An 11618-nucleotide genomic window follows, 5' to 3' on the forward strand; every position below is an offset into this window, starting at 1 on the left:
AGTATTATATCACCAATAGCTCTTTATATGTCGATGCGATACTATGAAAATACGTTAGCGGTAATTGTATGCTGGATAACGTTAATCCCTTATGATTTGAAGCGCTATTTCGTAAGCTTTTTTCTTACTAATCCCTAAAGAGTCTTTTGCAAATGATATTGCGTCTTTAAAGGACATTTTGTTTAGCAAACTCGTCATTTGCTTTTTTATTTCTTCATCGCTTAATGTTTCTTTGATAGCTCCTTCTAAGATCAGGACAAATTCGCCTTTTAATGCTTTGCCTTGCCAGTAATTAATTTGCTCAACTACATTGCCGTAGCGGACTTCTTCATACAGCTTTGTTAATTCACGGCCAATTGCCATTTTTCTGTTACCGAAAACTTCAAGGAAATCATGCAATACTGCTAATAGCCTCTTTGCGGTTTCAAAAAAAATTAAGGTCGCCTCTATTTCTTTCACTGAAATTAATTCTTTTAATCTACTTTGTAGAGTATTTGGCAAAAATCCAATGAACATAAAAGAATTAGTAGGCAGGCCAGATAAGGTAAGAGCAGTGATAGCAGAGCAAGGCCCTGGGATGGCAGTTACTTTAATCCCTGCTTTAATTGCTGTATTAACAATACCATATCCTGGATCAGAGATCAGCGGAGTTCCCGCATCAGAAACAAGCGCCATATCTTCGCCGTTTAAAAGGTAGTTGATAATCTTATTTTGTTCTTCACTAGAGGAATGATCATGAAAGACAACCATGGGCTTTTTTATTCCATAGTGAAGTAAGAGTTTTGCAGTGATCCTAGTGTCTTCGCATACAACTCTGCAAACAGATTTTAGCGTATCTAGTGCTCTGATAGTCATATCTTTTATGTTGCCAATGGGGGTAGAGATAATATAAAGTTTTCCTGTAGTACTTGAATTAATACTTAGGATATGATTTTCTATTTTGTGCAACTTTTGATTGATAAACAATTATTTATGAAAAAATTTCTCAGCTGTATCTTAATGATCGGTATTATGAGCTTTAACGCCGCTTGTGACAAGATAAATCTATCTGATAACAAAAAAACTGGCACCGCTATTAGAAAAAATCAGCATAAAAGTGCAGTAAGGCATGCTCAAAATGCTCGTGTAGCGAAGAAAAAAAGTAGTCAGTATGCGCAAATAAAGCCAGATGGTAATATTGTAATAAGCCCAGCCAAAGATATAAAATCACAAGCTACGGTAACTCCAAAAACTGACCTTTCAGGGCACTTTGGATCAATAAGACGCGGTAGAGAGTTGAATATTGCCGTACTTCTGCCTCTTTCTGGCCAATATGCAAGGATGGGGCAAAGTATGTTAGATGCAGTGCAGTTGGCATCTGCAGAGCTTGGAAGTGGCAAGATAAATATGCTAGCAGTTGATGCTGGTTCAACACCAGAATCTGCGGCTAATGCTTTATTAAACATAGGCAATAATATAGATGCAATCATAGGCCCTATACTTAAAGAGCAAATGGAAATAGTCAATCGGCATAGTAGAGCGAAAGATATAGCTAATATCGCTTTTATTAACGACAGAGATTTTATTAATCTAGGTAATTTATTAATGCTTGGAATGCCTATTGAGCAACAGATGGGTCGTGTAATTTCTTATGCAGCGCAAAAAGGAGCTAAAAATATTTTTACTATAATTCCAAATAATTCTCTTGGAGAGTCTATAGAGGCTCTATTACTTGACTATAAAAATAGTAATGAAATTAAAGACTTTATTACAGTAAAATACAATGAAACTAAGAGCGTTAGTAATACTGATTTTACTCAAGCAGTCCAAGAGTTAAAAAGTAAGATGAGTGCGTTACCAAATTACTTTGAAGATGCAATTATATTACTTCCGCAATCTGGTAATTTCCTGCGGAAGATATCTCAAAATTTTGAGATGCTAAGAGACCCTAATTTAAAAAAGATAAAGGTAATTTGTGGCAGTCAATTTCATGATAGCGGGCCTTATTCAATAACTTGGTCTAATGATCCGTGGTTTGCTGATGTTGGACTTGCAGCGAGAGCTGATTTTGCGGCGAGATTTAGAGCAACAAATAAATATGACTCACATCACATGGCTTCCCTTGCATATGATGCAGTTGCGCTAATTTTAGCGGTAGTTGAACACGATAATAATAACTTATTAGTGTTTAACCCCAAAACATTACTAAATAAGGCTGGATTTGAAGGAATAAACGGTGTATTTAGGTTTGCAAAAGATGGCTCTGGGGAAAGGTTGCTTTCAATATTTAAAATTGATTCTAATCAGGTAATTGAGATTGATCCAGCGCTGACGTCATTTGAATAGGATTTTATTTTTTATATGCGTTTAAGCAGATATTTTGTTCCGACAACAAAAGAAGCGCCGGTTGAAGCATCCATAGTATCACATAAGTTAATGCTAAGAGCTGGAATGATAAGGCAGATTGCGGCTGGAATTTATAATTGGTTACCTTTTGGGTTATCCGCACTTTCTCAGGTGGAAACAATTATACGGCAAGAAATGAGTAATATAAATGCCTCTGAGCTATTGGTTCCCTGTATACAACCGGTTTCCCTGTGGAAAGACTCGGGTCGCTTCGGAGCTAGCAACGATTTAAATAACGAAATGTTAAGAATGAAAGATCGCGCAGGACAAGAGATGATTTTCACTCCTACTGCTGAAGAGGCGATAGTGGATGTTATTGCCAGCGGAACCCAGTCTTATAAGTCATTTCCTTTAAGCATTTATCAAATCAGTTGGAAATTCAGAGATGAAATAAGGCCTCGCTATGGCGTTATGAGAAGTAGAGAATTTTTGATGAAAGATGCTTATTCGTTTCATATGAACAGAGAATGCGCTCTTAGAACGTATGAAGACGTGCTGAGAGCTTATTTAAGAATTTATCATAGGCTTGGTCTTGTTGCGGTCCCTGTTGCTGCAAGTACAGGCGCTATTGGTGGTGATTACAGTCATGAATTTCATATTCTAGCAGATACTGGCGAAAGTACTATATATTATGAAACAAGTCTTGAAGAAAAATTAAAAAATAATGAAATAACTTTAAGTTCACTACAAGATATTTATGCAGTGGAAGAAGAAAAATATAATCCAGAACTTTGTAAGGCTCTTGAAATTGTTTCAAGGAAAGGAATCGAGGTTGGGCATATTTTTTATTTAGGAAATAAATACTCAAAAGCAATGAACATGAAGATTCAAGATAGAGATGGCTCATTAAAACATCCTGAAATGGGTTGCTATGGGATTGGAGTATCTAGGCTTGTTGGGGCTTTAATAGAAGCAAATCATGATGAAAAAGGTATTATTTGGCCTGATGCAGTTGCTCCGTTCAAATTCATTATTTTGAATTTAAAAATTAATGACGCTAAGTGTGATGAATTAAGTAAGCAGCTATGTTTAATACTAGATAAGAGGGGCGTGGATTATTTATACGATGATCTCGAGTATGGACCCGGCGTAAAATTTTCAAGAGCTGATTTATTAGGCATTCCAACGCAGCTTATAATTGGTTTAAAAAATGCTCGAGAAGATAAAATCGAGGTTAAAGATCGAAAGAGTGGTAAAGTTACAATTTTAGACATTAATCAGTTTGGTAATTACTTAAATTCGCTATGATCATTCTTGGTATCGAGAGCAGTTGTGACGAGACGGCCGTCGCTATTGTGAATAGTGAGAGAAAAATCCTGAGCAATCAAATTTATTCTCAAATAAAAGAGCACAAGGAGTTTGGTGGAGTCGTGCCAGAAGTTGCAGCAAGAAGCCATATTGAATGTCTGCCTTATTTATTTCAAAAAAGTCTACAAGAGTCATCTTTAACTTATTCAGATTTAGATGGAATTGCGGTGACTGCCGGGCCTGGGTTAATAGGTGGAGTTATGGTTGGTGTTATTTTTGCCAAGACTGTTGCTTCGATTCTAAAAAAGCCTTTTATAGCAGTTAACCACCTAGAGGGTCATGCTTTGACTGTAAGACTAACTGACAAAATTGAATTTCCATATTTGCTGTTACTTGCTTCAGGGGGGCATTGTCAGTTTTTACTAGTTGAAGGAATTAACCAATATAAACAAATATCAACCACGGTTGATGATGCTGCAGGCGAAGCTTTTGATAAAGTTGCAAAGATGCTAAATTTAGATTATCCAGGAGGGCCAGCTATAGAAAAACTGGCTTTAAAAGGCAATCCAAAAGCATTCCAGTTCCCTAAGCCTCTTTGTGAGGCAAATAGATATGACTTATCATTTTCAGGATTAAAAACTGCAGTTAGACAATTGATTGAGAAGAATGATATCGAACACATAAAAAATGATATATGCGCTTCCTTTCAAGACACAGTTGCAGAAATATTTTTATATAAAATTAATCAAGCTATTGAAATAATTAATAGAGATTCGCCTAAAAAAGTAAATAGCTTTGTGATCGCCGGCGGAGTTGCAGCTAATAAATACATCAGAGAAAAAATATCTGAATTTCTTATAAATCATGGATATAATTTTATTGCTCCTCCTATTCATCTGTGCACAGACAATGCGGCAATGATAGCTTGGGCAGGTTTAGAACTTTTTACAGATTGGCCTTACCAATAATTTAGACTTTGAGCCGCGTTCAAGATGGCCTCTTTAGTGATTTTTATATATACCTCTAATAAATTAAGAGTGAAAAATCCTCCAGCAAGTTGTGAAGTGATGATCTGCTTAAAAGGTTCGTTTGCTTTCTTTGTGGCCCGCCTCCTATAGATAGTTAATGAAGAGTATCGCTACTGAATAATAAAAATAGTTATCGATTTTATAAATACATATATACCTTAATGGAAAAGTGTGTTAGCGTGAGTTTTCAACAACTAATTTATGAAGGTTTTATGACCCAAAGTATATATAACCTCAAAGCTTACCCCTAGGATTCCAATATTTATTTTGTATATATTATTTATAAGATAGCAACCCAGAGGCAACTATTAGTTGTACAATATTATATTCCTTCTAGAGTATTGTATAAAAGCACATTTAATTTCAAAAATAGCATTTGAAGATGTTATTCATACGGATATTCTTAAGTGGTATTTGAAAATAAATTAAAAGTTATTGATTACATTTTAACTTGGTAGTAAAAATGTTAGACAAATATTTAAAGTAGAATAATAAATGAAGATCGGCTCGTGGAAAATTGCTCTATGGCAACAGGTGCTGTTTGCATTAGTACTTGGCGCCATAGTTGGCTCTATTTTAGGTCCCGAAGCAAAATCCTTTGGATATTTGGGAGTAGTTTTCTTAAATTTAATCAAGATGGTTACCATCCCAATGATTTTATTTACCATTATATATGGTATGACAAGTGTGGAAGGCTCTTCAAATCTTTATAGAATAAGTTATAAAGCAGCTATAATCTTTATGACGACGTCTACTTTAGCGGTCAGTGTAGGTTTAACGGTTGCGAGCTTACTTAAGCCAGGAATTGGCGTTTCGCCAAATTTATTAAAGCAATTTCATGGCTCAAGTCAGCTTCCAAGAGTTCAAGATCTCTCTTTTGTTGAAACGTTAACTAACTTAATCCCAAGCAATGTATTTGCAGCAATTGTTGATGGAAATATATTGCAAATTATAGTATTTGCTTTCTTTTTTGGCGTAATACTACAAAGCAGACGCGATGACTGTAAACAACTAGTTTTGGTGGTGCATCAAATAGCAATAACTTTCTTTAAAATCATTCAAACGATAATGAAGATATCTCCAATAGGGGTATTTGGCTATATCTCAGCGATAGTTGGTGTCGAAGGAATTTCAGTTTTAGTTTCCTTGAGCAAGTTAGTAATGACTATCATGGTAGGCTGCCTATTGCATTATTGTGTCCTTGGTGTGTTATTATTTCTTGTTGGAAGACTATCGCCTTTTTCTTTTTATAAAAAAGTTCTCGGTGCGCAATTGATTGCATTTGCAACTAGCAGCTCAAAAGCAACCTTGGTACCACTTATGGAAATCTGCGAAACCCAACTTGGTGTTTCTCGACAAAAAAGTCGATTTATACTTCCACTTTCAGCTGCTCTAAATATGGATGGCGGAGCAATATACCAAGCCTCCTGTGCTGTATTTTTTGCCCAAATGATGGGGGTTGATTTTACAGTCGGACAGTATATAACTTTATCTTTAATGTGTACTCTCGCCTCAATTGGAGGGGCAGGTATACCTGGGGGGGTTGTTCTGTTCTTAGGAATGGTTTTGCATTCTGTTGGCCTACCAATAGAAGGAGTTTTATTGATTGCAACAATTGATAGGATAGCTGATATGATGACAACTGTAATCAATGTAACAGGATGTGGTTGTGTCACTGTCATTATTGATAGATCAGAAAAAACTCTCAATACAAAAGTTTATTACAGCGAAAAGTCTGTAAAAATGGATAAAAAACAATAAATTCAGGAAAAATATTGCTACTTATGCAATTACCTCTATGGCTACAATAAAAACAGCTAAAGAACTGCAGATATTGATCGAGGAGTGGCTGAGCTACTTGAGAGATAATCTGGTTTATTCAAAGCATACTCTTGATGCTTATGCCACTGATTTGTTTTATTTTCTAAGCTTTATTCATACCCATTATCAACAATCAATATCAATTGACATGATAGCAAATTTATCGATACAGGATTTTCGTTCTTGGCTCGCGGCAAGAAAAAGAGATAATTTAAAAACTACTTCGAATGCCAGGTCACTTTCGGTGATTAGAAGCTTTTATAGATATCTAAAGTCAAAAAAAGATATTGATAACAAGAATGTATTTGCTATAAAAATACTGAAAAATAACAAGAGCCTACCCAAAGATTTACCTTTAGAATCTACTTTAGAAGCGACTAAAATAATAGAAACTTTACCGAAGCAGCGCTGGGTTGGCCTAAGGGACAAAGCGGTACTAATGCTACTTTATGGCTGTGGGCTCAGGATTAGCGAAGTGCTGTTCCTTAACAAGAATGATTTTAGAGATAGTATGGAAAGTCTTATAGTCAAAGGTAAGGGAAAGAGGGAGAGAATGGTTCCAATTCTTCCGCAAGTTAAAAGTGCAGTAATGGATTATATGGAATCATGTCCGTACCAGCTGGAAGATTATATATTTGTTGGCGTAGGCGGCAAAAAGCTTAATCCAGATGTCTTTAGAGCAAATTTAAGAGGATTAAAGAAATCCCTAGGGTTGCCAGAGTGTACATCTCCGCATGCTTTTAGGCACAGCTTTGCAACTCATTTATTAAGCCAAGATGGAGATTTAAGGACAATCCAAACCCTATTAGGACATGAAAGCTTATCCACAACACAACGCTATACCAAAGTCGATGTAAGTGGTTTGATGTCTGCATACTCAAATTTTCACCCTAAATCTAAACGCAGTAAACCGAAGAATGACAAATGTTAACCAATAAAATGCTACTTGTTATTGCTAAGCTAACATTTACTACGTTACTTATTGGCATAGTAACAAAGCAGCTAGATTATCAAGAAGCTCTTATCAAACTTAAAAGTAATAACTTATATTTAGTGCTTTTAGCGTTCTTAATTCAAAATCTTTCATTAATAAGCAGCAGCCTCAGAAGCAAAATTTATCTCCAGGCGGCTAACATTTCCTTGCCTTCATTAAAGAACTTAAGCTTATACTATGTTGGAACCTTTTATAATAATTTTTTACCAGGAGGAGTGGGGGGAGATAGTTATAAAGTATACCTTCTATCAAAATACTATAGCACCAGCAAACTAACTCTTTTAAAAATCTTTTTCTGCGAAAGAGTGCACGGGGTATTTGCTCTTATTTATCTTGCTTTTTGCATTACTTATTTTAGTGATTTTTATTCAGTTCCCTACCTTAATTATTTGATAATAGCCTCAGTGATACTAGGACTTCCTGCTTATTTAGTGTTCGCTAAAATAGTGCTTAAGGACTCATGCGCCATAAAGGCGCTACCTCTTTCTTTTTTGACTCAAAGTTTGCAAATAATATTTATTTATACCATAATTGTGTCTTTCAATAAGGGCTTAACACTCAAAATAATTGCTGATTACGCAGTAATTTTTAGTATAGCTTCAGTGTTATCTATTTTACCCATTACAGTAGGAGGTATCGGCATAAGAGAAATAACCTTTATTTGGGCTGCTGAGCTTTTACCAGTACTAGACAAAGAGCTTGGCATTTTAATTGCAAGCATCAGCTTTTTAATTTCTTTAATATCAAGCCTAACAGGAGGGTTGTTTATTTTTCATAACCACTCCAGAGGTTTAAATTCGGAGAAATTTGCAAAGTGGCTTCCCTCATAGTTACACACTGGTTATAAAATTTTTTCATACTCCTCTATAAAGCAAATTTGCGGATATAATAAACGGCTGGCTTTCCCTCTCCCCTGGGCGCGTTTAGCGCCTAATGCCAGCTGCTTAGTAGCAAACAAGCGGTTTGCCTTTTACAAAAATAGGCGAAAGTAATGCTTCAAATTAAAAAAGTATCCCTTCAGCAGAATGACCAACGGGATGACCGCACCTTGCATCAGCTCAACAAAGCGATTGTAGCTGACAAGCTTTGGCAATTCCTCTCTGAGAGAGGTTCGAAAACAGTTTTAGGTAAAAATCTTTGAAGGTCCGGTAAATGCCCCCAAAATGAAACAAAACGAGGATCGTTATAACTTCGGAAAGCATCTCCTAGACTCTAGTTTCCTTTGTCTCTGCGAGTTTCTTAAGGATCTTTGGTGCGTGAGTTGTTGCTTGCAAAAATCATCAATCAAACAAAATATTTCCACTAGGGGAACCACTTTTCTTATTTATCGTGAAATTGAGAAAAATTTAATGGTTACACAGCTTTTTTTTTAAAACTATATCAGATAATTCCTCTGAAACTTACCTCAAACTGGGGTTATCATAATATATATCAGCCATCTCTCTGCTATTTTCTCCGTATAAATTTTGATAGATAACAAGCTTTTTTTAGCAAATAATGTAATTGCTTCTTCAAACCTATTTAAGTTCTTGTATAACTTTATTAAACCACTCCAATTATTGCCATATAAATCAGCTGCTTCTTCACCTTTTTCTCTATAAATCTTTTTATATATAGTTTTTATATATAGTGATGCACTCATGTAGTTCCTCAGCTGTTTTCTCAAACAGTTTAAAATCTTTATATAAATCGCTCATATCACCATGCAAGTCAGCTATTTCTCTGCTCTCTGCTCCATAAATTTTCTGATAAATAGTTAAATCTTTCTTGTAGAATGCCTCAATTGCTTCTGGAATTCTCTTAAAGTGCTTATAAATCCCTATTAAACCGCTCTCCAAGCATCACCATACAAATCAGCCACTTCCTTACTCTTTTTTTCCCCATACAGATTTTTATATATCAGTAATCTACCTTCGTGTGCTGCAATAATTTTTTTGAATTCCTTCCCTCAGTAAACTAGGCAGTCATACTCCGCTATTACCTCTTTAGTACTCTCTCCGTAAAGATTTCTATAAATAGCAATCCGCCTATATAGCAAGCTCATTGCTTCTTCCTGCCTTTTCATCTCTCTATATACATAAGCCATATTACCATACAGATCCACTATCACCTCATTATCCCCTCCGAATTCCTCGATCCTAATCCTTAAAGCTTTTTTATACAGCTATAACGCATTATTATACTGCTTCGTAGCTTTATATGAATTCCCCATACTATTATATACTGAGGTTACTTCCTAAATACCTCTCTTTTTTGTACTCAAAGCTTTTTCATATAGGGTTAACGCTTCAACATGCTTACCTTTTCCGCAGAGAGCAATTGAGCTTCCTCCATATAACATCTGTACCATTTTTTTCGCACTCATTGCCTATGCTTCATTTCTATCATCTGGGGCTGCTTGCAATCGATCAGTATCCACATCATTCAAAATACGTACATACTTGCCGATCATCGTACTACTCTTCATGTTTATTCTTCAAAAACTATATATTTCTGTCTTACACAATTAACTTAAGGTAACAACTCCCCTTAGCTAAGTTTAGTCTCGTCTTTAAAAATCTTGGGCTATTTCTGATAAGAAATCATAGATAGCGCCCCATTTAAGCGCACCCAATGATGAACACAGCTACTATTAGTTTATGTCAATATTTGTTAATAATATTTTTACATTATTTTACAATCTCAGTAATTAAGCATTGATATATAAATAATCATGGTCAAAGCATTATAAAGAAGAGCGTACCCCATAGGAGTTTAGACGCCAAAGCATACATAAAGACCGGCAATTATCCGCTAAGAAGCAGTTCCCTAAAATTTAAGAGTTATATTAGATATACTGTTGCAAGGCTCATTTGCTTTTTTAACATGGCCCGTCTTGCAAGCTTCGCCTGCTAAAGGGCGGTTCATACTTTTCCATTGCAAACTCGCTTTATGCATTAGCAGTTAAAGAAGTATACCGCGACTTCGAACTAGTGAAAGTGTGAGATAAATTAATATTGATATACGTGGGATATTAATATATCTTACTTGTTGAGTTCTTCTTTTAGCTTCCTAAGTAACCCCAGTTTGAGGTAGGTTTAAAGAAATTATCTGATATGGCTTCAAAGAGGCTGTGTAACCATTAAGTTCTTCTCAATTTCACGATAAATAAGGAAAGTGGTTCCCCTAGTAGAAATATTTTGTTTGATTGATGATTTTTGCAAGCAACAACTCATGTACCAAAGATCCTTAAGAAACTCGCAGAGACAAAGGGAACGAGAGTCTGGGATGATGCTTTCCGAAGTTATAACGATCCTCGTTTTGTTTCATTTGAGGGCATTACCGGATTCAAAGATTTTTACCTAAACTGTTTTCAAATCTCTCTCAGAGAGGAATTGCCGAAGCTTATCAGCTACAATCGCTTTGTTGAGCTGGATGCGAGACGCGGTCATCCCGTTGGTCATTCTGCTGAATTGCTGCAAAGGGAAACAAACAGGTACGTTGACTCAACAAAAAGCTGGAAGGTTTGTCATAACTCACGTACTAGCCGTAATAAGGTCCTTAAAGGCATCGCTCAGCGTGGGAAAACGTCAACCCGGATGGTTCTTTGGCCTCAATGATCAAGGAGAGATTATGTCATTCACACTGACTTCGGGTAATACAGATGATCGAGCCGTTGTCGAGAAACTGACTCAATATTTGACAGGCCTTCTATTCGGAGATCGGTGGTATATGAGCAAAAACACTGAGCAATCAAGGTATTGAGCTCATCACACGGCTTAAGAAAAACATGAAAAACAAAACCCGCTTGCGGCTTTTAAACAACTGCTTCTTGCAAGGGCGTGGATTGATTGAAACAGCCATCGGACAATTGAAAGAGATTTGACAAATCCAACACACACCGGCATCGCTCGCCAAACAATTTCTTGGCAGGGCTCTTGGCCTATGTCTTCAAACCCAATATATCTCATGGAAAAATAGGCTCACGGGCATACTCCTTACGTCAAACTGAGGTTATATTAATATTCAAAACGGGTTCTAAGCTAGCAGAAGCGTTTTCTGCTTAGCAAGAAAGAATAGATAAATCTAGTAGTAGTGGACTAAGTGTATGTTGAGCTGCAGACAGCGACTATTCAATTGTGTTTCCAAGCACGAGCGAAGGC

Annotated in this window: 13 protein-coding genes and 2 pseudogenes; 9 read left to right on the top strand and 6 right to left on the bottom strand. The window is 36.1% G+C overall.

Annotation, left to right across the window (positions count from 1 at the left end):
* Window positions 1–81: 81 nt before the first annotated feature.
* On the bottom strand, window positions 82–966 hold the full coding sequence (rsmI, locus tag MIDI_RS03980; protein WP_052567699.1) for a 16S rRNA (cytidine(1402)-2'-O)-methyltransferase: 885 nt from the start codon (window positions 964–966) through the stop codon (window positions 82–84).
* Between rsmI and MIDI_RS03985 the strand changes: the two genes are divergently transcribed.
* The 6 genes and pseudogenes from MIDI_RS03985 (at window position 943) to MIDI_RS06330 (ending at window position 8306) form a co-directional block, all read left to right on the top strand.
* Window positions 943–2325 carry a penicillin-binding protein activator gene (locus MIDI_RS03985; RefSeq protein WP_237697333.1) on the top strand — a complete coding sequence of 461 codons (1383 nt, stop codon included), beginning with the start codon at window positions 943–945 and terminating at the stop codon, window positions 2323–2325. The two genes, rsmI and MIDI_RS03985, sit on opposite strands and share 24 nt — an antisense overlap.
* 15 nt (window positions 2326–2340) lie before the next feature.
* Window positions 2341–3633, top strand: a complete 1293-nt coding sequence (proS, locus tag MIDI_RS03990; RefSeq protein WP_041185476.1) for a proline--tRNA ligase — start codon at window positions 2341–2343, stop codon at window positions 3631–3633.
* Window positions 3630–4638: pseudogene (gene tsaD / locus MIDI_RS03995) on the top strand (tRNA (adenosine(37)-N6)-threonylcarbamoyltransferase complex transferase subunit TsaD). Before proS ends, tsaD begins: the two are co-directional and overlap by 4 nt.
* A gap of 518 nt (window positions 4639–5156) precedes the next feature.
* Window positions 5157–6422 carry a dicarboxylate/amino acid:cation symporter gene (locus MIDI_RS04000; RefSeq protein WP_013951295.1) on the top strand — a complete coding sequence of 422 codons (1266 nt, stop codon included), beginning with the start codon at window positions 5157–5159 and terminating at the stop codon, window positions 6420–6422.
* 37 nt (window positions 6423–6459) lie between these two features.
* The gene (locus MIDI_RS04005) at window positions 6460–7413 is read left to right on the top strand and encodes a tyrosine recombinase XerC (protein WP_013951296.1); all 954 of its coding nucleotides are present in this window, start codon (window positions 6460–6462) and stop codon (window positions 7411–7413) included.
* On the top strand, window positions 7407–8306 hold the full coding sequence (locus tag MIDI_RS06330) for a lysylphosphatidylglycerol synthase transmembrane domain-containing protein (protein WP_013951297.1): 900 nt from the start codon (window positions 7407–7409) through the stop codon (window positions 8304–8306). The genes MIDI_RS04005 and MIDI_RS06330 overlap by 7 nt, the downstream gene beginning before the upstream one ends.
* Window positions 8307–8446: 140 nt before the next feature.
* Here MIDI_RS06330 and MIDI_RS09795 read toward each other — a convergent pair whose 3' ends face one another.
* The 5 genes from MIDI_RS09795 to MIDI_RS09800 form a co-directional block, all read right to left on the bottom strand.
* Window positions 8447–8569: a hypothetical protein gene (locus tag MIDI_RS09795; RefSeq protein ID WP_272940940.1), complete on the bottom strand. Its 123-nt coding sequence runs from the start codon at window positions 8567–8569 to the stop codon at window positions 8447–8449.
* A gap of 312 nt (window positions 8570–8881) precedes the next feature.
* Entirely contained in the window at window positions 8882–9118 is a 237-nt protein-coding gene (locus MIDI_RS08670; RefSeq protein WP_013951299.1) for a hypothetical protein, read from the bottom strand.
* Entirely contained in the window at window positions 9084–9314 is a 231-nt protein-coding gene (locus tag MIDI_RS04020; protein WP_041185477.1) for a tetratricopeptide repeat protein, read from the bottom strand. The genes MIDI_RS08670 and MIDI_RS04020 overlap by 35 nt, the downstream gene beginning before the upstream one ends.
* A 110-nt stretch (window positions 9315–9424) precedes the next feature.
* Entirely contained in the window at window positions 9425–9640 is a 216-nt protein-coding gene (locus MIDI_RS07180) for a tetratricopeptide repeat protein (RefSeq protein ID WP_083809637.1), read from the bottom strand.
* A 72-nt stretch (window positions 9641–9712) separates the two neighbouring features.
* Window positions 9713–9841 (bottom strand): hypothetical protein, encoded by a 129-nt coding sequence (locus tag MIDI_RS09800; RefSeq protein WP_272940941.1) that lies wholly within the window; start codon window positions 9839–9841, stop codon window positions 9713–9715.
* Window positions 9842–10673: 832 nt separating this feature from the next.
* Between MIDI_RS09800 and MIDI_RS09055 the strand changes: the two genes are divergently transcribed.
* The 3 genes and pseudogenes from MIDI_RS09055 to MIDI_RS09805 all read left to right on the top strand — a co-directional run bounded on the left by MIDI_RS09055 (window position 10674) and on the right by MIDI_RS09805 (window position 11522).
* Window positions 10674–11075 (top strand): transposase, encoded by a 402-nt coding sequence (locus MIDI_RS09055; RefSeq protein WP_192805748.1) that lies wholly within the window; start codon window positions 10674–10676, stop codon window positions 11073–11075.
* Window positions 11035–11341: pseudogene (locus MIDI_RS09355) on the top strand (transposase). Before MIDI_RS09055 ends, MIDI_RS09355 begins: the two are co-directional and overlap by 41 nt.
* 52 nt (window positions 11342–11393) lie before the next feature.
* On the top strand, window positions 11394–11522 hold the full coding sequence (locus MIDI_RS09805) for a hypothetical protein (protein WP_272940942.1): 129 nt from the start codon (window positions 11394–11396) through the stop codon (window positions 11520–11522).
* Window positions 11523–11618: the final 96 nt, after the last annotated feature.

The organism is Candidatus Midichloria mitochondrii IricVA (genome assembly GCF_000219355.1).
GTDB classification, from domain to species: Bacteria; Pseudomonadota; Alphaproteobacteria; order Rickettsiales; family Midichloriaceae; genus Midichloria; species Midichloria mitochondrii.